The sequence below is a fragment of the Kitasatospora gansuensis genome (assembly GCF_014203705.1).
In the GTDB taxonomy this organism is placed as follows: domain Bacteria; phylum Actinomycetota; class Actinomycetes; order Streptomycetales; family Streptomycetaceae; genus Kitasatospora; species Kitasatospora gansuensis.
Genome location: NZ_JACHJR010000001.1, coordinates 2,028,299 through 2,053,144, shown reverse-complemented (window position 1 = coordinate 2,053,144; position 24,846 = coordinate 2,028,299). Strand labels below are relative to the sequence as shown.

The following is a 24,846-nucleotide window of genomic DNA, read 5'->3' as shown; positions in this document are numbered from 1 at the left end:
GGCCGCCGTCGTTCTGCCACCCTTGACTCCCATGGACGACTTCACCCCCGAGCAGGTGGCCCGGGGCCGGGCGCTGCGCCGGGCCCAACTGCCCTGGGCGCTCGGCGCCCGCGCCGCCGGACTGCTGCCCCTGCTGCTGCTCGGCCTCACCCCGGCCGGGGCCGGCCTGGTCGGCTGGGCCGGCGACCTGTTCGGCGGCTCCCGGACGGCGCAGGTGCTGGCCGGGGTGGCGCTCCTGCTGCTGCTCGGCGAGCTGGCCCAACTCCCTTTCGGCGCACGGCTGCGGGTGATCCGCCGGGAGTACGGCCTGATCACCCAGGGCTGGGCCGGCTGGGCGGTGGACCTGCTGCGCGGTCTTGCCCTCGGCCTGGTGCTGGCGCTGCCGGTCGGGTACGGGCTGTACGCGCTCACCGACCGGTCGCCGGAGCACTGGTGGCTGCCCGCCGCGCTGCTCGCCGCCCTGCTGGTGCCACTGCTCTCCTTCCTCTTCCCACTGCTGGTCGAGCCGCTGTTCAACCGCTTCACCCCGCTGCCCGAAGGCGAACTGCGCACCGCCCTGCTGGACTTGGCCGCCCGGGACGCGATCCGGGTCCGCGAGGTGCTGGTCGCCGACGCCTCCCGCCGGACCACCGCGCTGAACGCCTACGTCTCCGGCCTCGGCGCGACCCGCCGGATCGTCGCGTACGACACCCTGATCGGCACCGCCGACCCCCGCGAGGTCGAACTCGTGGTCGCCCACGAACTCGGCCACGTCAAGCACCGGGACGTCCTCACCGGCACCCTGCTCGGCGCACTGGGCGCGGCCGTCGCGGTGGCCCTGCTCGGGCTGCTCACCTCCTGGCAGCCGCTGCTCGACGCCGCCTCCGCCACCTCGGCCGCCGACCCGCGCTCGCTCTTCCTGTTCGCGGCCTGCGCCGCCGTACTCGGCGCCCTGGCCGGGCCCCTCCAGTGCGCCGCGAGCCGCCGGATCGAGGCCAGGGCCGACCGCCACGCCCTCGAACTCACCTCGGACCCCGAGCAGTTCATCGCGATGCAGCGCCGCCTGGCGGTGACCAACATCGCCGACGTCGACCCGCCCCGACTGCTCCACCTGCTCTTCGCCACCCACCCGAGCGCCGCCGCCCGGATCGCCGCCGCCCGCGTCTGGTCGGCGGGCACTCCGGGACCGCGCGTGTCGGGGTGAGGGGGCGGGGCCGGTGTTCGGTAGCGTCGCCGGTATGGACTGGAAACTCGAACTGGTGGCGGTCCCGGTCACGGATGTGGACCGGGCCAAGGCGTTCTACACCGATCAGGTCGGCTTCCACGCCGACCACGACCACACCGTCAGCGACACGATCCGCTTCGTCCAGCTGACTCCGCCGGGCTCGGCCTGCTCGATCGCCCTGGGGAAGGGGCTGCTGGACACCCCGCCGGGCTCGGCCCAGGGACTGCAGCTGGTGGTCGCCGACATCCACGCGGCCCGCACGGAGCTCTCCTCGCGGGGTGTGGCGGTGAGCGAGGTGCAGGAGTTCCCGTGGGGCTCCTTCGTCTTCTTCGCCGATCCGGACGGCAACGGCTGGGCGGTCCAGCAGCTCCCCGCCAGGGCCGGCTGACACTCGGTCAGCCGGCCCTGCCTTGGCGCCGGACTCAGAGCAGCGGACCGCTGCCCGCCAGCGAGGGGGCCCCGCCGAGGGCGTGGGACAGCTCGGCGTCGCCCTCCACCGAGAGGGCACTGTCGGTGCACTGCTGCACCAGCCCCGCCACCGGGAGCGGCTGGGCCGCCATCGCGGTCATCGCGAAGGCCTGCTGGGCGCCGAGCTTGCCGACCTCCGAGCAGGTGGTGTCCAGCGCCGCACCGGTCGGGTCCGGGGCGGCCCAGGCGACGGCGGGCGCCGCCCCCAGGACGGCGAGTGCGACGGCGGAGACGGAGGCGGCGGTCTTGCGAATCATCGGGTACCTCCGTGGATACCCCCGGCTTTAGCCGGGGTAGGAAACGGACTGCCTGCGGAGCAGGTCAGGGGGCGGCGTTTCGCTGTCAGGGCGGACCGCCGTGCATGTGCGCGCGGGCGGTTGTCAGTGCCTGTCGGTAGGTTGCTCTGGTGCATCTTCGGTACTCCTTTCGGATCTGTCCGACGGTGGGTCAGCGGCAAGCGTTGGCCCGTACGTTCGGGTGCGCGCGGGTGGTTTACAACGATGCGCTCACCATGCGGAAGCGGGCGTGGAAGGCGGATCGGTCGAAGGTTCCGACGGGGGCTCTGGCCAAGTCGGTGATCACCGACGCGAAGAAGACCGAGGCCAGGTCGTGGCTGGGATCGGTGTCGGTCGACGCGTTGCAGTCGTCCCTTCGTGATCTAGACACGGCGTATCGGAACTTCTTCGACTCGCTGTCCGGGAAACGTGCCGGTCGCCGTTCGGGTCTGCCCCGGTTCAAGTCGCGGAAGGACAACCGGCAGTCGCTTCGGTTTTCCCGCAATGGGTTCCGGCTGCGGTCCAACGGAAAGCTGAATCTTGCCAAGATCGGTGACGTGCGGGTCAAGTGGTCGCGGGTGCTGCCCGCCGATTCGTCGTCGGTGACGATAGTGCTGGACCCGTCCGGCAGGTACCACGCCAGCTTCGTCGTGGACGTCGAACCTGACCATCTGCCCGAGCTGGACACCGAGATCGGGATCGACCTCGGCCTGACCACCTACGCCGTCCTGTCCGACGGCACGGTGATCGACAACCCGCGCTTTCTGCGCAAGGCCGAGAAGACGCTCAAGGCCGCGCAGCGGGCGCTGTCCCGTAAGGCCAAGGGGTCGAAGAACCGGGCGAAGGCCCGCAGGAAGGTCGCCAGGGCTCATGCCAAGGTGGCCGACACCCGACTGGACTGGCAGCACAAGCAGACGACCCGGTTGATCCGTGAGAACCAAGCGGTGTACCTGGAAGACCTGAACGTGCGCGGCCTCGCCCGGACCTGGCTGGCCAAGTCCGTCCACGACGCAGGGTGGTCCACCTTCCGCCGTCTGCTCACCGAGAAAGCCGCTCGGTACGGCAGGCACGTCGGCGTGATCGGACGGTTTGAACCCACCTCGCAGGTGTGCTCCGCGTGCGGGGTCCTGGACGGACCCAAGCCCCTCGCGGTCCGCGAGTGGACCTGTACCGCCTGCGGCACCCTGCATGATCGTGACCTCAATGCTGCTCGGAACATCCTGGCCGCCGGGCAGGCGGACAGGCTAAACGCCTGCGGAGGGCCGGTAAGACCTGGCGTGGCAATCCCACGCCAGGTACAGCCCGTCGAAACAGGAACCCACCGGAACGCCGGCCGCACCGGGCGCAAGCCCCGTGCTTTAGCGCGGGGAGGATGTCAACAGGTCTCTTTCCCAGGGAGTTCCGGAACCATCGGCAATCATCCCGCCCTGGACCGCCGCCGCCCCGCCGGACACGCGCCGGTTCCCCGGAAGGGGTGACGACGGGGCGTCAGCGGGCTGACGGAGCCGGTCAGATGAAGTTCTTGTCGATCAGCAGCTGCAGGGCGTTGGTGTGGAAGTCGGGGAAGTCCATCGGCACCACGCCGAGGTTGGCCCGCTGCTGCTTGCGGGCCTCCAGGTACTCCCAGACCTTCTGCATGACGGTCTGGGAAGAGTACTTCGGCCACTCGCCGTTCCCGATGCTGGCGAAGTTGATGTAGAGCTTCGCCGAGCCCTGGTCGTTGAAGGCGTTGTCGAACTGCCGCTGCACGTACGAGGACCACTTGGTGCCGCTGCTGATGCCGGTGTACCGGTCCTGCAGGTTGATCACGTCGTTGGACAGGAAGCCGTTGTCCCCGCCCGGCCAGTGCAGCACCGACCAGTCGTTGGCGAAGTCGGTCAGCAGCACGATTCGCCCGCGGGCCTGGCCGAGGGTGGGGAACCACGGGTTGGTCCAGAACAGCGGCCGGTAACCCTTGGTGTCCAGATAGCCGTTGAAGATCCGGGCGAAGTCCGCGCCGACGTCGTTGTTGGTGCCGTTCTCCTTCTTCACCCGCATCAGCAGCACCTCGCCCGGGTGGCCGGCCAGGAAGCTCCGGCACTGGTTCAGCACCTGGTCGAAGGTGGTGTCCTGGTACCAGCTCCCGTGGTAGATCCCGAACGCGTCCGGCGCGCCCGCCAGACCGTTGCACCGGATGTCGAGGAAGCGGATGCCGCGCTCCAACTGCTCTGGTACGCCCCAGTTCTGGGTGTGCGACCACTCGCTGCCGTTGGCCGGGTCGGTGCAGCAGGAGTCGTGCGTACCGGGGATGGTCATCCGCAGCAGCGACCGCCCGTCCGGCAGTCCGGCCATCCAGGACGACCCCGCTCTCACGGCGGCCGCGGCCGGCCCGCCACCGAGCGCACCGGTGACCAGGGTGGCGGCGGCGGTACTGAGGAGCGTACGGCGGGTCAGCTGCATCGGTGCCTCCGGCATGGGGAGTTGACGGCGTACGGCCACCAAGGTCCCGCCCCCGGGCCCGCACCACAAGCCCCCCGACGAAAACCGGAGGCGCCCCGGGGGCCTGGTTGCCTAGGGTTCCCCCACCTGCCGCCCCGAGGAGTTCCGATGACCAGACCGCTGCTCCTGCTCGACGTCGACGGCCCGTTGAGCCCCTACAACGGCAAACCGCACCGCCGCCCGGAGGGCTACCTGACCCATCGGGTCCGCCCCGCCTCCTGGATCGCCCGGCAGATGCAGTGGCAGCACCGCCCCGCCGAGCACGTCCGCCCGCTCCGCCTCTGGCTCAACCCGGACCACGGCCCGGCCCTGCTCGCACTCCCGTACGACCTGGTCTGGTGCACCACCTGGGCCGACGAGGCCAACACCTGGATCTCCCCCCTGCTCGGCCTGCCCCAACTCCCGTACGTCGACTGGCCGTCCATGCACCACGGCGACCCCGACGACCTGCACTGGAAGACCCGCCACCTGACCACCTGGGCCGCCGGCCGCCCCTTCGCCTGGGTCGACGACGAACTGACCCCCCGCGACACCACCTGGATCGCCACCCACCACCCGGCCCCGGCCCTCACCGTCCACGTGGACCACCGCTTCGGTCTCCAGCCCGCGCACTTCACCACCCTGACCGAGTGGGCGGCCTCGCTTGGGCAGGTGTCCGTTTGACTCGGTGCAGGTGGGGCGGTCACCATGCGGCGATCTCCGTACGGATGTGCGGGTGACGTTTCGAGCAGAGAGCAGTGCCTTCGTATGGACATCACCGCCACCTTCCGGCTGACCGAGCAGGATCTCCGGAGGGCGCTCCGGAACGTTCCGGCGCTGCGGCGGATGACCCTTCTCGGGGGGATCGCCATGGTGGCCGGGCTGCTGGTCTGGGCGCTGACCGGGGAGCCAAACATGGGGCTGCTGGGGATGGGGCCGGTGGTGCTGGTGGTGACCGAGGGGATAGTGGTCCGGGGCGGCGCGAAGAAGAGTGCCGAGTTGATCACGGAGCCGTGGACGGTGCGGGTCACCGAGCAGACGTACTCGCTCAAGACCGCCGCGAGTGAGGCGACGGTGGAGTGGCGGCTGTACCGGGAGGTGACCGGGCGGGCGGGGTTCTGGTACCTCCAGCAGACCAACAAGGCGGTGGCGTTCGTGCCGCAGGACGCCTTCGACGAGGGGCAGCGCGCGGAGCTGGCGGAGTTCTTCGCCCGCACGCTGCCGCCGGTCAAGCGTCCCTGGTACCGCCTGTTCTGACGGTCCGGCAGATGCTTGCTACTTCCCGTCGTGGTCCGGGTCGACGCCGAAGGTGATGACGCCGAGGTAGCCGTCGGCGTCCTCGGTGATCTTGAGGAGCATGGACTCCTTGTAGATGCTGTCGCCGTCGTTGAAGGTGTCGCGGTTGGTGTGCTTGGCGTAGGGCTGCTGCGCGAAGACCTTGGAGTTGAGCGACTCGTCCATCATCAGCTGGGTGGTGAGGGTGCGTTCGTTGTCGATGTGCACCATCGCGTGGATGTGCACGGTGCGGCTGACGTACCAGCCGGGCCAGATGGTGGTGAACTGGACGATGCCGTCGGCGTTGGTGACCTGGGCGCCGCGCAGGTAGCGCTTGTCGTCCGTCGGCGTGAGATCGCCACCGCCACCGCCACCCCCACCACCACCGGAGCCGCCGCCCGGCCCGCCGGACGGGGGTGCGCCGGTCGGCGGGGTGCCACCACCGGGCCCGCCACCGCCACCACCGCCGGAGGAGAGGGATTCGGCGCCGGAGTAGAGCCCGGCCGCGTCGCAGTGCCAGATCTCGACCACGGCGTTGGCCAGCGGCCCGCAGGCCTCGCTGTCCTGGACCCGGATGGCGATGCGGAGCTTGACGCCCTCCCGGTCCTCGCGGATGTCGCTGCGGATCTTGTCGGCGTCGAAGTAGTACGGGCCCTGGGTGGTCCCGGGGGAGAGCGTGCAGGTACCCGCGCCCGCGAACAGGGCGGTGAGGTCCCCGGTGGTGGCCTGCGGGGAGATGCTGGCGGTAGCGCCGGTCGTCGTGGTGGCACTGGTGCTGGACTTCGGGCTGCCGCAGGCGGCGAGCAGGGCGCCGAGCCCGATGCTGCTGATCCCGGCCAGGGCGGCCCGGCGGCTGACCCGTTGGCCCTCGTGGTGATCGTGGTGGTCGTGTCCCATGGCTGTCGCTCCTCGGTCTCCTCGGTCAACTGCCGGGGAGCCTAGGAACGGCGGGTGAGAGCGGGCTGTGCGCCGGATGAGGGCCGGGTCAGTTCTGGACGAGGGCTGAGAGCACGCTGAGGAAGCGGTCGGTGGTGCCCTCGTCCCGGACCGCGATCCGCAGCCAGTCCGGACCGAGGCCGGGGAAGGTGTCGCCCCGGCGGAGCGCGAAGCCCTCGGCGCGCAGCCGAGTCCGCAGTTCAGCAGCGCCGGGCACGTGGATCAGCACGAACGAGGCGGCCGGCGTGCCGTGCACGGTGATCCCCGGTACGGACGCCAACCCCCGCAGCAGGTGGGCACGTTGACCGGCCAGGGTGTGCGAGGCGGCCTCCGCCTCGGCCAGCGCGGCAGGCGCGCTGCACGCCTCGGCGGCGGCCAGCGCCGGAGTGGAGACCGGCCAGAGCGGCTGGGCCGCGCCGAGCCGGGCGATCAGCCCGGCGGGCCCGAGGACGTAGCCGATCCGCAGGCCCGCCAGGCCCCAGGTCTTGGTCAGGCTGCGCAGCACCACCACCTCACCGGGCAGGTCCCGCAGGCCGGCCAGGCTCTCCCGCTCTCCGGGGACGGTGTCGATGAACGCCTCGTCCACCACCAGCGTCCGCCCGGGGCGGGCGAGTTGGGCGAGGTCGGGGTGCAGGACCGAGGTGGGGTTGGTCGGGTTGCCGATCACCACCAGGTCGGCGGCGTCCGGCACCGCGCCCGGCGTGAGCCGGAAGCCGTCGGCGGCGGAGAGCAGCACCCGGTGCACCCGGTGCCCGGCGTCCCGCAGGGCCGCCTCCGGCTCGGTGAACTGCGGGTGCACCACCACCGCGTGACGGGGCGTCAGCACCCGGGCGAGCAGCACGAAGGCCTCGGCCGCCCCGGCGGTCAGCAGCACCTCCTCGGCCGGCCGCCCGTGCCGGGCGGCGACGGCCGCCCGGGCGGTGCTGCCCTCGGGGTAGGCGGCGAGGTCGGCGAGGGTGGCGGCGAGGTGCTCGCGGAGCCAGTCCGGCGGGGTGCCGGTGCGGACGTTGACGGCCAGGTCGACCAGGCCGCCGCTGCGGACCTCGGCGTCGCCGTGGTGCCGAAGGTCGGGTCCTGGCCCGGCCACGGCCACCGTCGCGCTCGCGGACTTCCGCTTGGCGGCCAGGAGTTGGCCGCCGGGGTCGGTGGAGAGCAGGGCGGCGGCCTCGGCCACCCCGGGGGTGCCGGCGACCGCGAGTACCGCAGCGGACGGGTTCGGCACCGGGACGGCCGCCAACTCCTCGGCGGCGTGGCCGATCAGCGGGACGGCGAGCGCCCGTGCGGCGGCCAGCAGCCCGGGTTCGGTGGTCCTGCTGGCGAGCGTGGCCAGCCGGGCGACCTCGCTCCGGCTCCGGCCGAGCGCGGTCAGGGTGGCGTCGATCAGGTCGAGCAGCTCGGCGGCGGGGACGCCGCTGCGGGCGCCGACACCGATCGTGAGAGAGGGGTGGGTCACTGCTGGTTCCTCTCGAAGGCCGGTGCTCGGGAAATCCCACCACGGTGCCGCTGAACTGGTCAATCGTGCGGGTTGTGAGCTGCGACGCGCCGTAAAAGCGGTGGACACCGGCCGTCCGCTGAACGAGCATCCGCCTGTGACCGAACGATCAGCACCCTGGACCTCTGCTCCCGCCGCCACCACCCAGGTCAGCCTGGTGCAGGTGCCCCGCGCCGCGATGGCCGCCCTGATGGTGGGCGACCTCGACGGCGCGGCGGCCGCCAGCGGCCTCGATTTCCCCGCCGACCTGGCCGACGGCCGGATGCTGGGCGTCTGGGCCCGCCGCTACCACCAGACCGGTGACGACCCGTCGAGTGCCGAGTGGGTGACCCGGGCGGTGCTGGCCGACGGCGTGGTGATCGGCGCGGCCGGGTTCCACGGCCCGCCGGACGAGCGCGGCATGGTGGAGGTCGGCTACGGCGTGGCCGAGGGGCACCGCCGCCAGGGGTACGCCAAGGCGATCCTGGCGGCGCTGCTCCGGCGAGCCGTGGAAGAGCCGACCGTGACCGTGCTCCGGGCCACCATCAGCCCGGACAACGCCGCCTCGCTCGCCACGGTGGCGGCCTTCGGCCTGGTCCACCTGGGCGAGCAGTGGGACGACGAGGACGGCCTGGAGCTGATCTACGAACTCCCCACCCCGGCCGAGTAGTCGGCGGCCGCCCGGACGAACCGTGAGGCGAGTTCGGGCGCCCCGGCCCAGTGCAGGTGCAGGTACGAGGCGTGCACCGAGCCGCTCACGAAGCCCTCGGTGTACGACCCGGTCGGGCCCCGCCAGCCCCAGGCCGGCGGCTCACCGGCGCCCGGCTCGCAGACCGTCCGGTGGAACTCGTGGCCGCGCAGCCGCGACCCGGTCGGCGCCAGCACGCTGTCGGAGAGCGCGACCGCCTCCCGGTAGCCCAGGGTGAGCCGCTCGGTCATCCGGGCCGTGGTCTTCAGCACGCCGCACATCGGCGCGCCGTCCAACTCCTGGCCCAGGTAGAGCAGTCCGGCGCACTCGGCGCTGACCGGCGCGCCACTGGCGGCCAGCGCGGCGATGGAGGCGCGCAGTCCGGCGTTCGCGCTGAGCTCCGCGACGTACATCTCCGGGAAGCCACCGCCGATCACCAACCCGGCCGAACCGACCGGGAGTTCGGACGCGTGCAGCGGGTCGAACGGGACCACCTCGGCACCCGCCGCCGCCAGCAGTTCGGCGTTCTCCGCGTACGAGAACGAGAACGCCGCCCCGGCCGCCAGCGCGACCCGGGGCCGCCCGGGCACCGCCTCGACCTCCTCGGCGGCCGACCACGGTTCGGCGTCCAACGGCGGTGCGCTGCGGGCCAGTTCGAGCAGTGCGTCCAGGTCGACCGAGGCGCCGACCAGCTCGCCCATGTCCCGGACCGCGCGCAGGGCGTCCGCCGAGCGCTCGACGGCCGGGATCAGGCCCAGGTGCCGGGACGGCGTGGCGACGGCGGCCGAACGCCGGACGCAGCCGAGCACCTGCACCCCGCCGCCCTCCTCCAGGGCTTCCCGGAGCAACTGCTCGTGCCGGTCCGAGGCGACCCGGTTCAGGATCACCCCGGCGAGCCTGACCTCCGGGTCCCAGGAGGCGAAGCCGTGCACCAGCGCGGCCACCGAGCGGGACTGCGAGGAGGCGTCCACCACCAGCACCACGGGCGCCCGCAGCAGCTTGGCGACATGGGCGGTGGAGGCCAGCTCGCCCCGCCCGGCGGCGCCGTCGTACAGCCCCATCACGCCCTCCACCACGGCCACGTCGGCCCCGGCGGCGCCGTGCAGGAAGAGCGGGGCGACCCGCTCGGGCCCGCACATGAAGGCGTCCAGGTTGCGGCCAGGACGCCCGGCGGCGAGCGCGTGGTAACCGGGGTCGATGTAGTCGGGGCCGACCTTGTGCGGGGAGACCGCCAGGCCGCGGGCGGCCAGGGCGGCCATCAGGCCGGTGGCGACGGTGGTCTTGCCCGCGCCCGAGGAGGGCGCGGCGACGACGAGACGGGGGATGTTCAACGGACTACCACTCGATACCGCGCTGGCCCTTGCGGCCGGCGTCCATGGGGTGCTTCACCTTGGTCATCTCGGTGACCAGGTCGGCGAGTTCGAGGAGCTCGTCCTTGGCGTACCGGCCGGTGATCACCACGTGCTGGTTGCCCGGGCGGTTGCGCAGCACCTCGACCACCTCGGCCACGTCGACCCAGCCCCAGTGCATGGGGTAGGTGAACTCGTCCAGCACGTAGAAGCGGTAGGTCTCGGCGGCCAGGTCGCGCTTGACCTGCTCCCAGCCCTCCTTGGCCGCCTCCTCGCTGGACTCGACCATGTCGGCGGAGCGCTGGACCCAGGACCAGCCCTCGCCCATCTTGTGCCAGGCGACGGTGCCGCCCTCGCCGGAGGCGCCGAGCACCTTGAGCGCGTTCTCCTCGCCGACCTTCCACTTGGCCGACTTGACGAACTGGAACACCCCGACCGGCCAGCCCTGGTTCCAGGCCCGCAGCGCCATCCCGAAGGCGGCGGTGGACTTGCCCTTGCCAGGGCCGGTGTGCACGGCGGTGATCGGCTGGGTACGGCGCTGACGGGTGGTCAGACCGTCGTCGGGGACGGTCTCGGGCTGGCCCTTCGGCATGGTCAGGCTGCCTTTCGCATCGAAGAAGAGGTGGGACGGTGCGCGTGCACCAGGGCGGCGACGCCCTCGGCCCTGAGGTCGTCCAAGGTGACGGCGGAGGCGTTCAGTTGGGCCGCCAGCGTGTGCGCCAGGCCGAGCCGGACGTGGCCGGACTCGCAGTCCAGCACCACGCTCGCCACGCCCTGGGCGGCCAGCAGTCCGGCCGCCCGCCCGGCCTGCGGCAGGGCGTCCTTGCCGCCGGTGGCCCGGCCGTCGGTGACCACCACCAGCAGCGGGCGGCGGTGCGGGTCGCGCATCCGCTCCACCCGCAGGGTCTCGTGCGCCCGGAGCAGCCCGGCGGCCAGCGGAGTCCGTCCCCCGGTGGGGAGTTGCTCCAGCCGGGCCGCGCCGACCTCGACCGAGGAGGTCGGCGGCAGCGCCAGCTCGGCGCCGCTGCCCCGGAAGGTGATCATGCCGATCTTGTCCCGCCGCTGGTAGGCGTCCATCAGCAGCGAGAGCACCGCGCCCTTGACGGCGGCCATCCGCTGCCGGGCCGCCATCGACCCCGAGGCGTCCACCACGAACAGCACCAGGTTGGACTCCCGCCCCTGGCGCACCTGTTCGCGGAAGTCGTCCTTGCGCAGCACCAGCGCCCGCGAGTCCCGCCCGCGCGCGGCCTGGTGCGGCGCGGCGGCCTGCAGGGTGGCGCTCAGGTGCAGCCGGCTGAGCTGCCCCTGCGGGCGGCGGGCCCTGATGGTGTGCCCGCCGTCGGTCTCGGCGGGGGAGCGGCGCCCCTGGGCGCCCTTGCCGGTGCCGGGCACCTTGAACAGCCGGGTCCGGTACGGCTCCCCGGCCGAGGCCACCGGCGCCTTGGTGCCGCCGCCCTGCGCCTGCGAGGGCAACTCGGGCTCCCCGGCGGGCTCTTCGGCGGTCGCCGAGCCGTCGGGGGCATCGCCCTGCGGCTCGGGGGAGCCGCCACCGTCACCGTCGGGGCCACCGCCCTCGGGATCATCGTCGGGCCCGTCGGAGTGCTCGTCCAGAGTGCGGTCGAGCTGCTCCTCGTCCAACCCCGGGGCGTCGAACGGATTCCGCCGACGGCGGTGCGGCAGGGCGAGCTGGGCGGCCTTGCGGACGTCCTGCTCGTTCACCTCGGTCCGGCCCTCCCAGGCGGCCAGCGCGACGGCGGTGCGGGCCATCACGATGTCCGCGCGCAGCCCGTCCACCTCGAACGCCGCGCAGACGGCGGTGATCTGACGGAGCGCCACATCGGTGAGCTCCACCGAAGGCAGCAACTCCCGGGCGGCGGTGATCCGTTCGGCCAGCTCCCGCTCCTCGGCCGCGAACCGGGCCGCGAAGCCGTCCGGGTCGGCGTCGTACGCCAGCCGGCGGCGGACCACCTCGGCCCGCTCGTCCGGCTCCCGGGTGGCGGCGATCTCCACCGTCAGGCCGAACCGGTCGAGCAGCTGCGGCCGCAGCTCGCCCTCCTCCGGGTTCATCGTGCCGACCAGCAGGAAGCGGGCCGCGTGCCGGACCGACACGCCCTCGCGCTCGACGTACGAGCGGCCCATCGCGGCGGCGTCCAGCAGCAGGTCCACCACGTGGTCCTGGAGCAGGTTCACCTCGTCGATGTAGAGCACGCCCCGGTGCGCCTTGGCCAGCAGGCCCGGCTCGTACGCCTTGACGCCCTCGGCGAGCGCGCGCTCCAGGTCGAGCGAGCCGACGATCCGGTCCTCGGAGACGCCGACCGGCAGCTCGACCAGGTACGCCGGGCGTTCGTGGCCGGCGACGGAGGCGTGCGGGCCGTCCGGGCAGCCTTGGTCGGGCGAGGCCGGGTCGCAGGAGAACCGGCAGCCGGGCACGGTGTCGATCGAGGGCAGCAGCCCGGCCAGGGCTCGCACCATGGTCGACTTGGCGGTGCCCTTCTCGCCGCGCACCAGCACCCCGCCGACGGCCGGCGAGACGGCGTTCAGCAGCAGCCCGAGCCGCAGGTCGGCCATGCCGACGATCGCGGTGAAGGGGTAACGCACGTCGGTCATCGGTCGGTCTCCGTAGCTCGGGGTGCCCCGGGTGGGACGAACGGCAGGTGGGCGGGTGCGCCGCCCTCGATCAGCTTCCACAGTGCGTCGGTGTCGGCGTGCTCCTCGATCAGGTCGCCCAGGCGGTCGAGGCGTTCCTCCCGGGCGGCGGCGAACGAGGTGTCCGGCGCGGGGACGAAGGCCCGCCCCGCCTGCTCGGCCACCTCGCGCAGCAGCGCCCGGCGGAAGCCGTCGTTCTCCAGCGCGCCGTGCCAGGTGGTGCCCCGGACGGAGCCGACCCGGCAGCCGTCCAAGAAGGGCTCGCCCCCCTCGACCGTCACCACGCCGTGGTGGATCTCGTACCCTTCGACCCGCTCGCCGAAAGCCTCGCCGACCGGCCGGGCCAGCACCTTCTCCCGGCCGAACAGCACCCGGGTCGGCAGCAGGCCGAGCCCTTCGACCGTACCGGCCTTCGACTCCACCTGATCCTCGATCACCTGACCGAGCATCTGGTACCCGCCGCACACCCCGAGCACCGGCCGGCCCGCCGCCGCCCGGGCCTTCAGCACCGGCTCCAGGCCACGTTCGCGCAGCCAGGCCAGGTCGGCCACGGTGGCCCGGGTGCCGGGCAGCACCACCAGGTCCGCGTCGGCCAGCTCCTCGGCCCGGGTGGCCCAGCGGACCAGCACCCCCGGCTCCTGGGCCAGCGCGTCCAGGTCGGTGAAGTTCGACAGCCTCGGGAAGCGGACCACCGCGACCCGCAGCACGTCCGCCCCGACCGGGCCGCGCACCGAGCCCCGGTCCACCACGGTGGTCAGGTCGAGCGAGTCCTCGGCGTCCAACCACAGGCCGGAGAGCATCGGCAGGGTGCCGAGCACCGGACGGCCCGTCAGCTCGCGCAGCATCTCCAGACCCGGCGCCAGCAGCCGGGCGTCGCCGCGGAACTTGTTCACGAACCAGCCCGCCACCAGCGCCTGGTCCTCGGCCGAGAGCAGCGCCAGGGTGCCGTACATCGCGGCGAACACCCCGCCCCGGTCGATGTCGCCGACCACCACCACGGGCAGCTTCGCCGCGGTGGCCAGGCCCATGTTGGCGATGTCCCGGTCCCGCAGGTTGATCTCGGCGGGGGAGCCCGCACCCTCGCAGACCACCACCTCGTACCGGCTGCGCAGGTCGGCCAGGCACTCCAGCGCGCGCTCCAGCAGGACGGGCTTGCGCTCGCGGTAGTCCAGCGCGCCGACCTCGGCGACCGCCTTGCCGAGCAGCACCACCTGGCTGCGGCCGTCCGCCCCGGGCTTGAGCAGCACCGGGTTCATCGCCGCCTCCGGCTCCACCCGGGCGGCCTGCGCCTGCATCGCCTGGGCACGGCCGATCTCGGCGCCGTCGGCGGTGACGAAGGAGTTCAGCGACATGTTCTGCGCCTTGAACGGGGCCACCCTGACGCCCTGTCGGGCCAGCCAGCGGCAGATGCCCGCGGTGACCACGCTCTTGCCCGCGTCCGAGGTCGTTCCGGCGACCAGCAGTGAACCGCTCACGACTTCCTCCACGAGTAGCACGAGTACAGGGCCCGGCCGGTCACGGTGACCGCCAGCGCCAGGGCCCCGACCCGCCGGGACAGCGCGCAGGCCCGTTCGATGTCGTCGACCGTCACCGGCCGCAGCTCGCCGCCGAGCACCGGCCGGTGCTCCACGCGCTCCCCGTACCGCAGGGTGCCACCCAGCCGGACCCCGAGCGCCCCGGCGAAGGCCGACTCGGCCTGGCCCGCGTTCGGGCTCGGGTGTGACGAACCGTCACGGCGCCAGACCCGCCAGGCGGTACGGGGCTCGGGCGCGGCCGCCACCGTCAGCAGCGCCGTCAGCCGGGCACCCGGCCAGCCGGCCAGGTCGTCCAGCCGGGCCGAGGCCCAGCCGAACCGCAGGTGGCGCGGGGAACGGTGACCGACCATCGCGTCCAGGGTGTTGACGGCCCGGAACGCGAGCAGCCCGGGGGTACCGGCCAGCGCGCCCCAGGTGAGGGCGTTCACCACGGCGTCGGCGGTGTTCTCGGCGACCGACTCCACCACCGCGCGGGCGATCTGCGGCCCGTCCAGCGCACTCGGGTCCCGGCCGCACAGGTGCGGCAGCCGCTCCCGGGCGGCCACCAGGTCGTCCGCGGCCAGCGAGCGGCCGATGGTCCTGGCCTCCCGGGTCAGCGAGGTGCCGCCCAGCACCGTCCAGGTCGCGGCGGCGGCCAGCCCGGCCCGGGCCAGCGGCGCCCGGCGCAGGGCACGGTCGGCGAGCACCGCCCCGGCCGCGACGGTGCCCACACAGGCGGCCGTGTACGCGGCACCGGCCGGTCGGTGGTCACGCCAGAGCCGGCGCTCCAGCCGGGTGGCGGCCGAACCGAAGACGGCGACGGGATGACCCCGCCGGGGGTCGGCGAACCTCGCGTCGGCCAGGTAGCCGGCGACGGAGCCGAGCAGGAACGGGAGCGCGGGGGTCAGTCGGCGCACGACGGGGAGGTGTCGGCTCGGTCCTGGGCTGCCGGCATGGCGTGGGTGTCCTCACTCAGGGTCCGCGCCCTGGATCGACGTACCGGGGGCGAGAGTCTCCTGGCTTCCGGGTCGGACACACTCCCGGGCCTTCCAACAGCCGCCTCAGCGGGCCGTCGTGACCATGTGTCGAGAGTGCTCCCCGGTGACAGTGGCGGGACCGCGCCGGACTCGCACCGGCTTCCTCTACTTGCCTCCGTTTGGCTGAAGGATCCCATCACGCGGCCGGACAGGCAGTCAACAAAGGGCGCGGAGGGGTTGGTCACACGTCTGTTCGCACCCACCGTGCGGGGTGCTCCCGGCCGGGTGAAGCTGGCCCTGGCGCGGCATCGGTCCGCGCCCGAACTGGAGGACGGTCATGACCGATCTCGGCAAGCTTCTCGGGGGACTGCTCGGCGGCACGGGCGGCCACGCCGGCGGAGGCGGCGGCGGGGGAAACCTGCTCGCCATGCTGCTCGGCACACTCGGCGGCGGCCAGGGAGCGGCGGGCGGTCTCGGCGCACTGCTCCAGCAACTGACCCAAGGCGGCCTCGGCTCCCAGGCCCAGTCCTGGGTCGGCACCGGCGACAACCACCCCGTCACCGGAGCCGAACTCGCCGCCGCCCTCCCCGACCGCGAGCTGGACGCCCTGGCCCAGCAGTCCGGCCTCTCCCGCGACCAGATCACCCAACAACTCGCCGCCCAGCTCCCCACCGCCGTCGACCAGCTCACCCCGACCGGCGAAGTCCCCACCCCGGCCACCCTCGACGAGCTCTTCGGGAAGCAGCACTAAAGGCACATGGTTCGGCAGACAGGGGCTCGGGGAACTGCGACGCCGACCCTTGCAAGGTGATCCGTACATAGGCGGTCAGGCACTTTCGCATTTTGCCCCGCCAGCCACGAACCGTCGCCGTTCCCCGAGCCCCTGGTGGTGCAGCCGTGGCTACCTCCGAGTACGACCCCTGATCAGGCGTCAGCGCTCGTAGGAACCACCAACGCCCCGCCAACCCGCCCGCAGGGGCTTCGTGCGTTCAGCGGGTGCTCGAACGCCCGGACCCGGGCCTAGCGTCTGGTGGCATGCGACGAAGACCGCCCGCCCCCACCCCCGTGCCCTTCTCGCCGACTGCGGCGCGGTCCCACCGGGCCGGTCTCGGCCTGACCCCCGATCAGGTCGCCGAAGGCATGGCCGCGCACGGCGTCCGCCTGCTGCCGAGCCACGTGATCGGCTGGGAGACCGGTGAGTTCCGGCCGTCCGAGGAGGAGTTCGTCGCGCTGGCCCGGGCCCTCTGGTGCCCGCCTGCCCAGCTGATGGGCACCGCACCGGCCACCCTGCGGGACTTCCGGGTGGCCCGCGAGCTGTCCCAGGACCAGGCCGCCCAGCGGATCGGCGTGACCCCCCGCGCGTACGAGCAGGCCGAGCTGACCGGCAAGTGGGGCGGCGACGCCGGACAGACGTACGCGCTGGCCCATGTGCTGGGCATCGGGCTGCGGATGCTGGTGCACGTGACCGACCGTCAGGACGAGCTCGACCGCTGTCTGCGCCAGTGCGTGGACGGCCGCTGGCAGTCGCAGGTGAAGCCGATGTCCCGGCTGGTGCCGGTGCCCCGGCCGGTGCTGGAGCAGACCCTCGCGGAGCTGCAGGGCGAGTACCTGGTGCCGATGCACTGGGGCTCCTCGCGTAGCCCGGCCGAGCAGCAGCCGGTGAAGCCGCACGCGCAACGGTTCTGGGAGCTGCTCGCCCGCCACCGCACCGACATCCCGGTCTGACGGGTCTGACGGGTCTGACGCACCGTCCGCCGCCGCTCCCGGACGGCCCCCTCCCGGTGGCACCCCGCCACCGGCGCCGGTGGAATGGACCGCATCGTCCCGTCCGCCACAGCACACCGGGAGCGCAATGCGTTGGGGAACCGCGGCCATGGTGGCCGCCGCCGCAGTCGGAGCCGGTACCGCGGCCGTCCTGCTGCTCGGCCGCAAGGCGTCCGACGGGGTGGTCAGGCCCGGGCGAGCCGAGCCCGGGGCCGTCGCCGACCTGCGGGTGCACGACCTGGCCCCCGGCGGGGTGGTGATCACCCGCAGCACCGCCACCGCCCGGCCGGGACGGTACGCGCTGGAGTGGCCGGACGGCGGCCACGCGGTGGTCGGCGAGGTGCTCGGCACCGGCCCGCAGACCGTCACCCGCCGCCTGGAACAGGTGAACGGCGGCTCCCTGCAGATCGGCGACAAGGTCGAACTGACGCCCCGGGTCCACACCGGCGACCCGCGCTCGGCCCTCGGCCTCGCCTTCACCGACACCGTCGCCACGGGCGACCTCGGCGACCTCCCGGCCTGGTACGTCGACGGCAAACGCGGCACCTGGGTCATCCTGGTGCACGGCCCGGGCGCGGACCGCTCGCAGGCGCTGCCGGTCCTCCCGGTGCTGCACCGGCTCCAGCTGCCCACCCTGACCGTCACCTACCGGGGCGACCGGGGCGCACCGCCCTCCCCGGACCGGCTCGGCCACTTCGGCGAGACCGAGTGGCAGGACGTCGACGCGGCGATCCGGCTGGCCCTGGACAGCGGCGCGGGCCGGGTGATCCTGTACGGCTGGTCGGTCGGCGCCACCATGGTGCTGCAGGCCGCCGCCCGGACGGCCTGGCCGGAGGCGGTGGCCGGGCTGGTGCTCGACTCGCCGGTGCTGGACTGGTCGCAGACCGTCCGCCGGGAACGCGCCAAGGCCGGAGTGCCCGCCGCACTGGCCGAACTCGGCGCACTGGCCGCCGAGGGCCGCAGCAAGGTCGACCTGGCCGGCTTCGCCCGGCTCGCCGCCGGCACCGACCTGCACGTGCCGACCCTGCTGCTGCACAGCCCCGCCGACTCGATCGCCCCCTGGGACGCCGCCGCCAGGCTGGCCGACCTGCGCGGCGACCTGGTCAGCCTGCACCCCGTGCCGCACGCCGAGCACGCCGCCCTCTGGAACGCCGACCCGGACGGCTACGCCGAGACCCTCCGCCGCTGGCTCACCCCGCTCCTCTAGGACGAGGGCCCCGAAACAGGGAAGGAGCTCGTGAAATGACCACTGGCGTCTGGTTTGCCCCTTGCCGGGAAAAAGGCGATGTGACAGAAGGCCCACGCACGGGGAAGACTGCACGGCGTGACGTCTCGGAATTCGCGCGACCGTGATGCCCCGCTCCCGCCGACGATCGGTACCGGGGCGACGGTGACCCGTCTCCCCGGCACGGCCCGCCGCGGTGACACCGCACAGCCGGGCAGCACCCCCACCCCCCGCCGCCGTACCCCCGCACCCAAGCCCGGCCGCGGCCGGACCCCGGTCCCGGAGGGCTTCCCCGCACCCGCCGAGCTGGCCCCACTGGCCCGCCGGATGCTCGCCGACGCGGTGCGGATCGCCCGCTGGGCCGGTGAGCTCGACGAGGTCGACAAGCGCGGCGAACTGCTCCCCGAGGACGCCCGCGCGGCCGGCCGGGCGCTCGCCATGACCGTCGGCGCGGCCGCCAACGCCTGGGGCCAGGCGCTGCTGGTCGGCCTGGTCGAGGCCCGGGACGGCGGTGCCACCCCCGGGTGGCGGCTGCACGCCTGGGAGCACGACGACGAGGCCGTGGTCCGCGGCTGGTCCGCGCTCTTCGACGCCTGGACCCTGGTCGCCCCGATGCCGCCCGCCGCGATGCGCGGCGTGTTCGCCGTACTGGCCGGGCAGGCCGTGGACCAGGCACCCCAGCTGCTCTCCTTCCTGCACCTGGTGGACGGCCCGGTGGCCGACAGCGAGCTGCTGGAGCTGCTCCGCCGGGGCCTGGACGAGCGCCGGGTGGCCGCTGGGGCGACCCCGCTGTCGCCCGTCCCGCACGCCGCCTCCGCCGTCTCCGCCGTCCGCGGCACCTGCCGCGAGCCGCAGATCGACACCCCGCACTCGCCCGCCGACGTGGCGGCCGTCCTGGACTGGATGCTGGACGGCCTGGCCGCCGTCGGCGCGCTCACCCGGCAGGACGAGGCGGCCGAGCTCTCGCCGCTCGGCCACTGGGCGGTCCGGGCCAAGCTGGAGGAGATCTGCACCGTCGCGCAGACCGCCGCCGGCCACATCGAGCAGAGCGCGCTGGAGCTGCTGGACGCCTGCGCCAGCTACTCGCCGGGTCCCGCCAGGGCCGAGTACCGGGCCTGGGTCGCGGCCCGTCCGGTGGACCGCGCGGTGGCCGAGCTGCTGGACGCCGCCCGGGGCGACGACGCGCTGCTGCGCGGCCTCGCCTTCGAGGCGCTCCGGGTCGCGGGCGGCACCGCCGAGCAGGCGGTCCGGGCGGCCGTGGACGAGGGCGTCCTGCGCCCCTACGCGCTGCTCTGGCTGGCCGAGCAGTCGGACGAGGTCGGCGTGCTGCCCTCGGACGTTCTGACGGCCGAGGACGCCGCCTGGCTCTGGGTCGACACCGCCGCCGCCGTACTGGACCACGGCGAGACCGGTTTGCTGGTCGGTCACGTCGAGGGCGCCTCGGCCGGGGAGCCGGTCCGGCTCTTCAACCGGGCCCGCCAGTCCGGCCACCCGCGTGCCGCCTCCGTCCTCACCGCGGTCGCCGGGGTGCACCCCGACCCGGCGGTGGCCAGGGCGGCCCGCAGGTCCGCCTTTAGCGTGCACAAGGGCGGCGCTTAAGCCGTTCTGCCTAGCCTGCGTTCCAGGGGCTCGGGGAGAGGCGGCGGGCATGTCGAGTGCGGACCGGCCCGTGACCGCGCGCGGCCTCCTGAACGGGTGCGCCGTTCTGCGAAGCCGGCGTCGCTGTTCCCCGAGCCCCTACCTGTGCCAGGGCATGCAGAAGGGCCCCTCTCCCGAGCGGGAGAGGGGCCCTTCGCGTACTGGTACGGCGTCAGCAGCCGCGCGACTCCGCGCGGCGGGCGCGGACGTCCCCGACCTTCTGGCCCACCTTGCGGCGGATGACCAGCAGCGGCGCCATCGCGGCCAGCGTGATCTGGGCGATCGCACCGACGTGCATCAGGGTGTCGCCACCGGGCAGACCGGCCGCCCAGGCCGCCAGGCAGCCGATCGAGACCACGATCCAGCAGAGCGTGGCGGTGGCCAGCAGGCCCTGCGGCTTCGGGTACTCGATCCGGCTGACCATCAGGTACGCCACCCCGAAGATCATCAGCAGGCCCGGCACGAACGGCGGGTCCAGCAGGACGATCGCGATCACCGTCATGGCGCCCATCGGGCAGGGCATGCCCTGGAAGATCCCCGGCTGCATCTTCACGGCCGAGAACCGGGCCAGCCGGAGCACCACCGCCAGCAGCACGGTGAGCGCGATCAGCGCCGAGAAGCGCTGGTCCTGACCCGGGCTGACGATGCCCCAGACCGCCACGAAGTAGGCCGGGGCGATGCCGAAGCTGATCAGGTCGGCCAGGTTGTCGAGCTCCGCGCCCAGCGCCGAGGAGCGCAGCTTGCGGGCCACCAGGCCGTCGAACAGGTCGCACATCGAACCGATCAGCAGCAGCGTCACCGCGGTGGCGGCACTGTGCTTGTCGGGACCGGCGGCGGACGCCCCGGTGATGTGCGGCATCAGGACCCCGGTGGTGATCGAGTAGATCGCCAGGAAGCCGCAGACGGCGTTCCCCAGGGTCAGGAAGTCGGCGGTGGAGAGGTGCTGCGGCGAGCGCGGCGCGCGGAGCTCGCGGTCGCGCGCCCAGCGGCGGCGGCGCAGGTCCGTCTCCTCGTCCTCGTTGAGGCCGACTAGCGTCTCAGGATCAGTCACGGTCAAGGCGCGTCACCCCGGCAGTGGTCTTCTGGCCGACCTCGACGCCGACCTCGACGCCGGCCGGCAGGTAGGTGTCGACCCGGGAACCGAAACGGATCAGACCGATCCGGTCACCCTGCTCGACCTTGGTACCGGCGTCGACGTACGGCACGATGCGACGGGCCACGGCCCCCGCGATCTGCACCATCTCGATGTCGCCGAGCTCGGTGTCGAAGTGCCACACGACCCGCTCGTTCTGGTCGCTGTCCTTGTTGAACGCCGGGACGAAGCCCCCGGCGACGTGCTCGACGGACGTCACGGTGCCGGGCAGCGGCGCGCGGTTGACGTGCACGTTGAGCGGGCTCATGAAGATCGCCACGCGGGTGCGGCCGTCCGGCCAGGCGTCGATCGACTGGACGACACCGTCGGCGGGCGAGATGACCCTGCCGGTCCCGATCTCACGCTCGGGGTCGCGGAAGAACCACAACATGCCCGCGCTGAGCGCACAGGCCGGTACCGCCGCCACGGCCCACTTGCCGCTCCGCCGGGTGAGGGCGGTGGTGAGTGCGGCGGTGGCGAGGGTGGGGACGAACCAGGGGGTGGCTCCGCGCGCGATGGTGACGCGGGGGCGCCGACCGTTCGCCGGGGCGAGGGCATCGCCGACCGGAGCGGAGGAGTGAGGGGACGGGCTGATGGGCATCGAATACCTTAGTCGCGGGCCCCGACTGGCGGAGCTTGGCACCTGGACGGGGGCCAACCGCGGGATCGAGTGATAAAGGGACGGCGTGCTGTCCCGGAGGATGCTATCGGGACCAGGCGGTAGGTGGGCAAGCCGCCTGCTGCTTGAGGTGTCCTGTGCGGTGCCGATCCGTGCCTGCTATGTGTACGACCGTAGCTCGGCCGGTACCGGTTCCCCAAGGGGTCCGACGTGCCGCGTGACTCATGTCTCAGCCCTCGGGACGTCCTCGGAACGCCCTCGGGAGTTCACCGGAGGGCCACCAGGAGCCATGCGGGAGGCGTGCGAGAGGCGTGCGGATGCAGCCGTAGGGCGCATACCGGCTGGTACACGCCCTACGGCCGGGCAGAGGTCGGGACCGCACGCCCGACCCCCGCCTCCCGCGGTGGTCTCACTCCGCCAGGCGGTACTCCTCCAGGAGCCGGCGCCCGACGATCATCTTCTGGATCTCCGCAGTGCCTTCACCGATCAGCAGCATCGGGGCCTCCCGGTAGAGGCGCTCGATCTCGTACTCCTTGGAGAAGCCGTAGCCGCCGTGGATCCGGAAGGAGTCCTCGACGACCTCCTTGCAGTACTCGGAGGCCAGGTACTTGGCCATGCCGGCCTCGAGGTCGTTCCGCTCGCCGCTGTCCTTCTTGCGGGCGGCCATCACCATCATCTGGTGCGCGGCCTCGACCTTGGTGGCCATCTCGGCCAGCTTGAACTGGATCGCCTGGTGCTCGCAGATCTTCTTGCCGAAGGTGGAGCGCTGCTGGGCGTACGAGATGCCCAGCTCGAAGGCGCGGCGGGCCACCCCGCAGCCGCGGGCGGCCACGTTGACCCGGCCGACCTCGACGCCGTCCATCATCTGGTAGAAGCCCTTGCCCGGGACGCCGCCGAGCACCCGGTTGGCCGGAATGCGTACGTCCTGGAGCACCAACTCGGTGGTGTCGACGCCCTTGTAGCCCATCTTCTCGATCTTGCCGGGCACGGTCAGGCCCGGGACGGTCGGGTTCGGTCCGAAGCCCGGCGTCTTCTCGATCAGGAAGGTGGTCATGTTCTTGTACGGGCTGGAGCCGCCCTCGTCGGTCTTGCAGAGCACCGCGACCAGGGTGGAGGTGCCGCCGTTGGTCAGCCACATCTTCTGGCCGTTCAGGACGTACTCGTCGCCGTCCTTGACGCCCTTGGTGGAGATGGCGGCGACGTCGGAGCCGAGGCCCGGCTCGGACATCGAGAACGCGCCACGGATCTCACCGGCGGCCATCCGGGGCAGGAAGTACTCCTTCTGCTCCTGGGTGCCGTGCGCGTTGATCATGTGGGCCACGATGAAGTGGGTGTTGACGATGCCGGAGACCGACATCCAGCCACGGGCGATCTCCTCGACCACCAGCGCGTAGGTGAGCAGCGACTCGCCGAGCCCGCCGAACTCCTCGGGGATGGTGAGGCCGAAGAGGCCGAGCTGCTTCATCCCCTCCACGATCGCGGTGGGGTACTCGTCCTTGTGCTCCAGCTCGTTGGCGACCGGAATGATCTCCTTGTCGACAAAGTCCCGCACGGTGGCGAGGATGTCCCGCTGGATCTCGGTGAGGCCGTCGGTCTGTGCGAGGCGTCCCATCGTGCGGCTCCGAATGTCTAAGAGGGTGGGCGGTGATTGCGGGGCCCCACCGGCGTGACTCGGTGGGGCCCCATGACCGGAGAGGAGCCGATGACGGCGGCTCCTCGGCCGGGGCTTTTAGGAGAGGGGCTCGGGGCGGCCGGGCTGGTCGCCGCCGCGCTCCTTGAGGTACTGCTCGGTCGGCACCATCACCTTGCGGCGGAAGATGCAGACGACCGTGCCGTCCTGCTTGTAGCCCTTGGTCTCGACGTGGACGATGCCGCGGTCGGGCTTCGAGGTCATGTTCTTGCCGAGCACCACGGTCTCGCCGTAGAGGGTGTCGCCGTGGAAGGTCGGCGCGATGTGCCGCAGCGACTCGATCTCCAGGTTGGCGAGCGCCTTGCCGGAGACGTCCTCGACGCTCATGCCGAGCAGCAGCGAGTAGATGTAGTTGCCGACCACGACGTTCTGGCCCTGCACGGTGGTGGTCGCGTAGTTGGCGTCCATGTGCAGCGGGTGGTGGTTCATGGTGAGCAGACAGAACAGGTGATCGTCGTACTCGGTGACGGTCTTTCCGGGCCAGTGCTTGTAGACCGCGCCGACCTCGAACTCCTCGTAGGTGCGTCCGAACTGCATGGCTCAGGCTCCCGGGATCTCGAACTTGCTGGTGCGCTCCATGCCGGCCGCCCGGCCCTTGCCCGCGATGACCAGGGCCATCTTGCGGCTGGCCTCGTCGATCATCTCGTCGCCGAGCATCGCGGAGCCCTTGGCGCCGCCCGCCTCGGAGGTGCACCAGTCGTACGCGTCGAGGATCAGCTCGGCGTGGTCGTAGTCCTCCTGGGAGGGGGAGAAGATCTCGTTCGCCGCACCGACCTGGTCCGGGTGCAGCACCCACTTGCCGTCGAAGCCGAGGGCGGCGGCGCGGCCGGCCACCTCGCGGTAGCCGTCGGGGTTGCGGATCTGCAGGTAGGGACCGTCGATGGCCTGCAGGTCGTGCATCCGGGCGGCCATCAGGATCCGCATCAGGATGTAGTGGTAGGCGTCGGCCGGGTAGCCGGGGGGCTGCTGGCCGACCACCAGGGTCTTCATGTTGATCGAGGCCATGAAGTCGGCCGGGCCGAAGATGATGGTCTCCAGCCGGGGGGAGGCGGCGGCGATCTCGTCGACGTTCACCAGGCCCTTGGCGTTCTCGATCTGCGCCTCGATGCCGATCTTGCCGACCTCGAAGCCCATGGTCTTCTCGATCTGGGTGAGCAGCAGGTCGAGCGCCTTGACCTGGGTGGCGTCCTGGACCTTCGGCAGCATGATGCAGTCGAGGTTCGGACCGGCGCCCTCGACGACCGTGATCACGTCGCGGTACGTCCAGTGGGTGGTCCAGTCGTTGACCCGGACGACCTTGGTCTTGTTGCCCCAGTCGCCGTTGTTGAGGGCGTCCACGATGTTGTGGCGGGCGCTCTCCTTGACCAGCGGGGCGCAGGCGTCCTCGAGGTCCAGGAAGACCTGGTCGGCCGGGAGGCCCTGGGCCTTCTCCAGGAAGCGCGGGTTGCTGCCCGGGACGGCGAGGCAAGAGCGGCGGGGGCGCAGGCGGTTGACAGTCATGAGGGTGGGTCGGTCCTT

At 72.6% G+C, this 24,846-nt stretch carries 24 protein-coding genes and 1 riboswitch; of the genes, 10 read left to right on the top strand and 14 right to left on the bottom strand.

What is annotated here, in order from left to right; genetic code table 11:
• The first annotated feature begins 31 nt into the window (after positions 1-31).
• Together F4556_RS09040 and F4556_RS09035 are read left to right on the top strand one after the other, a co-directional pair.
• Entirely contained in the window at positions 32-1,183 is a 1,152-nt protein-coding gene (locus tag F4556_RS09040) for a M48 family metalloprotease (protein ID WP_184913217.1), read from the top strand.
• 34 nt (positions 1,184-1,217) lie between these two features.
• Positions 1,218-1,592, top strand: a complete 375-nt coding sequence (locus F4556_RS09035) for a glyoxalase superfamily protein (protein ID WP_184913215.1) — start codon at positions 1,218-1,220, stop codon at positions 1,590-1,592.
• Positions 1,593-1,626: 34 nt separating this feature from the next.
• Here F4556_RS09035 and F4556_RS09030 read toward each other — a convergent pair whose 3' ends face one another.
• Positions 1,627-1,929 (bottom strand): hypothetical protein, encoded by a 303-nt coding sequence (locus F4556_RS09030; RefSeq protein WP_184913213.1) that lies wholly within the window; start codon positions 1,927-1,929, stop codon positions 1,627-1,629.
• Positions 1,930-2,078: 149 nt separating this feature from the next.
• On the opposite strand from F4556_RS09030, the gene F4556_RS09025 reads away from it, so the two are divergent.
• A complete protein-coding gene (locus tag F4556_RS09025; protein WP_313068219.1) occupies positions 2,079-3,425 on the top strand; it encodes an RNA-guided endonuclease InsQ/TnpB family protein in 1,347 nt (448 codons plus the stop codon).
• 31 nt (positions 3,426-3,456) lie between these two features.
• On the opposite strand, the gene F4556_RS09020 is transcribed toward F4556_RS09025, so the two are convergent.
• Positions 3,457-4,386: a phosphatidylinositol-specific phospholipase C gene (locus tag F4556_RS09020; protein WP_184913211.1), complete on the bottom strand. Its 930-nt coding sequence runs from the start codon at positions 4,384-4,386 to the stop codon at positions 3,457-3,459.
• Positions 4,387-4,533: 147 nt separating this feature from the next.
• On the opposite strand from F4556_RS09020, the gene F4556_RS09015 reads away from it, so the two are divergent.
• Complete coding sequence (locus tag F4556_RS09015; protein ID WP_184913209.1) at positions 4,534-5,088, top strand: hypothetical protein; 555 nt, start codon at positions 4,534-4,536, stop codon at positions 5,086-5,088.
• An 84-nt stretch (positions 5,089-5,172) separates the two neighbouring features.
• Positions 5,173-5,661, top strand: coding sequence for a YcxB family protein (locus tag F4556_RS09010; protein ID WP_184913207.1), 489 nt, complete (start codon positions 5,173-5,175; stop codon positions 5,659-5,661).
• An 18-nt stretch (positions 5,662-5,679) separates the two neighbouring features.
• Here F4556_RS09010 and F4556_RS09005 read toward each other — a convergent pair whose 3' ends face one another.
• Positions 5,680-6,576, bottom strand: a complete 897-nt coding sequence (locus F4556_RS09005) for an intradiol ring-cleavage dioxygenase (RefSeq protein WP_184913205.1) — start codon at positions 6,574-6,576, stop codon at positions 5,680-5,682.
• An 88-nt stretch (positions 6,577-6,664) separates the two neighbouring features.
• Positions 6,665-8,068, bottom strand: a complete 1,404-nt coding sequence (gene cobC, locus F4556_RS09000) for an Rv2231c family histidinol phosphate aminotransferase CobC (RefSeq protein ID WP_184913203.1) — start codon at positions 8,066-8,068, stop codon at positions 6,665-6,667.
• A gap of 136 nt (positions 8,069-8,204) precedes the next feature.
• Between cobC and F4556_RS08995 the strand changes: the two genes are divergently transcribed.
• Positions 8,205-8,756, top strand: coding sequence for a GNAT family N-acetyltransferase (locus F4556_RS08995; protein ID WP_313068218.1), 552 nt, complete (start codon positions 8,205-8,207; stop codon positions 8,754-8,756).
• Here F4556_RS08995 and F4556_RS08990 read toward each other — a convergent pair.
• The 5 genes from F4556_RS08990 to F4556_RS08970 are packed head-to-tail and all read right to left on the bottom strand — an operon-like array spanning position 8,729 to position 15,191.
• Positions 8,729-10,105, bottom strand: coding sequence for a cobyrinic acid a,c-diamide synthase CobB (locus F4556_RS08990; protein WP_184913201.1), 1,377 nt, complete (start codon positions 10,103-10,105; stop codon positions 8,729-8,731). The genes F4556_RS08995 and F4556_RS08990 overlap by 28 nt on opposite strands.
• 4 nt (positions 10,106-10,109) lie before the next feature.
• Positions 10,110-10,715 carry a cob(I)yrinic acid a,c-diamide adenosyltransferase gene (gene cobO / locus F4556_RS08985; RefSeq protein WP_184913199.1) on the bottom strand — a complete coding sequence of 202 codons (606 nt, stop codon included), beginning with the start codon at positions 10,713-10,715 and terminating at the stop codon, positions 10,110-10,112.
• Between the two features lie 2 nt (positions 10,716-10,717).
• Positions 10,718-12,730, bottom strand: coding sequence for a putative cobaltochelatase (locus F4556_RS08980; RefSeq protein ID WP_184913197.1), 2,013 nt, complete (start codon positions 12,728-12,730; stop codon positions 10,718-10,720).
• On the bottom strand, positions 12,727-14,244 hold the full coding sequence (locus F4556_RS08975) for a cobyric acid synthase (RefSeq protein ID WP_184913195.1): 1,518 nt from the start codon (positions 14,242-14,244) through the stop codon (positions 12,727-12,729). The genes F4556_RS08980 and F4556_RS08975 overlap by 4 nt, the downstream gene beginning before the upstream one ends.
• Positions 14,241-15,191, bottom strand: a complete 951-nt coding sequence (locus F4556_RS08970) for a cobalamin biosynthesis protein (RefSeq protein WP_184924433.1) — start codon at positions 15,189-15,191, stop codon at positions 14,241-14,243. The genes F4556_RS08975 and F4556_RS08970 overlap by 4 nt, the downstream gene beginning before the upstream one ends.
• Before the next feature lie 101 nt (positions 15,192-15,292).
• A riboswitch (cobalamin riboswitch) is annotated at positions 15,293-15,426 on the bottom strand.
• Positions 15,427-15,597: 171 nt separating this feature from the next.
• Here F4556_RS08970 and F4556_RS08965 point away from each other — a divergent pair.
• From F4556_RS08965 to F4556_RS08950, 4 genes are all read left to right on the top strand, one after another.
• Positions 15,598-16,011 (top strand): YidB family protein, encoded by a 414-nt coding sequence (locus F4556_RS08965; RefSeq protein WP_184913193.1) that lies wholly within the window; start codon positions 15,598-15,600, stop codon positions 16,009-16,011.
• A 284-nt stretch (positions 16,012-16,295) separates the two neighbouring features.
• On the top strand, positions 16,296-16,985 hold the full coding sequence (locus tag F4556_RS08960) for a helix-turn-helix domain-containing protein (protein WP_184913191.1): 690 nt from the start codon (positions 16,296-16,298) through the stop codon (positions 16,983-16,985).
• Positions 16,986-17,112: 127 nt separating this feature from the next.
• Positions 17,113-18,231, top strand: coding sequence for an alpha/beta hydrolase family protein (locus F4556_RS08955; protein WP_184913190.1), 1,119 nt, complete (start codon positions 17,113-17,115; stop codon positions 18,229-18,231).
• A gap of 183 nt (positions 18,232-18,414) precedes the next feature.
• On the top strand, positions 18,415-19,848 hold the full coding sequence (locus F4556_RS08950; protein WP_313068217.1) for an amino acid adenylation domain-containing protein: 1,434 nt from the start codon (positions 18,415-18,417) through the stop codon (positions 19,846-19,848).
• Positions 19,849-20,059: 211 nt separating this feature from the next.
• On the opposite strand, the gene F4556_RS08945 is transcribed toward F4556_RS08950, so the two are convergent.
• The 5 genes from F4556_RS08945 to F4556_RS08925 all read right to left on the bottom strand — a co-directional run bounded on the left by F4556_RS08945 (position 20,060) and on the right by F4556_RS08925 (position 24,828).
• Positions 20,060-20,944, bottom strand: a complete 885-nt coding sequence (locus F4556_RS08945) for a CDP-alcohol phosphatidyltransferase family protein (RefSeq protein WP_057240193.1) — start codon at positions 20,942-20,944, stop codon at positions 20,060-20,062.
• Positions 20,931-21,620 carry a phosphatidylserine decarboxylase gene (locus F4556_RS08940; protein WP_221503563.1) on the bottom strand — a complete coding sequence of 230 codons (690 nt, stop codon included), beginning with the start codon at positions 21,618-21,620 and terminating at the stop codon, positions 20,931-20,933. The genes F4556_RS08945 and F4556_RS08940 overlap by 14 nt, the downstream gene beginning before the upstream one ends.
• A 427-nt stretch (positions 21,621-22,047) precedes the next feature.
• Entirely contained in the window at positions 22,048-23,250 is a 1,203-nt protein-coding gene (locus tag F4556_RS08935) for an acyl-CoA dehydrogenase family protein (RefSeq protein WP_184913188.1), read from the bottom strand.
• A 117-nt stretch (positions 23,251-23,367) separates the two neighbouring features.
• Positions 23,368-23,865 carry a MaoC family dehydratase gene (locus tag F4556_RS08930; RefSeq protein WP_184913186.1) on the bottom strand — a complete coding sequence of 166 codons (498 nt, stop codon included), beginning with the start codon at positions 23,863-23,865 and terminating at the stop codon, positions 23,368-23,370.
• Between the two features lie 3 nt (positions 23,866-23,868).
• Positions 23,869-24,828, bottom strand: coding sequence for an HpcH/HpaI aldolase/citrate lyase family protein (locus F4556_RS08925; RefSeq protein ID WP_184913184.1), 960 nt, complete (start codon positions 24,826-24,828; stop codon positions 23,869-23,871).
• Positions 24,829-24,846: the final 18 nt, after the last annotated feature.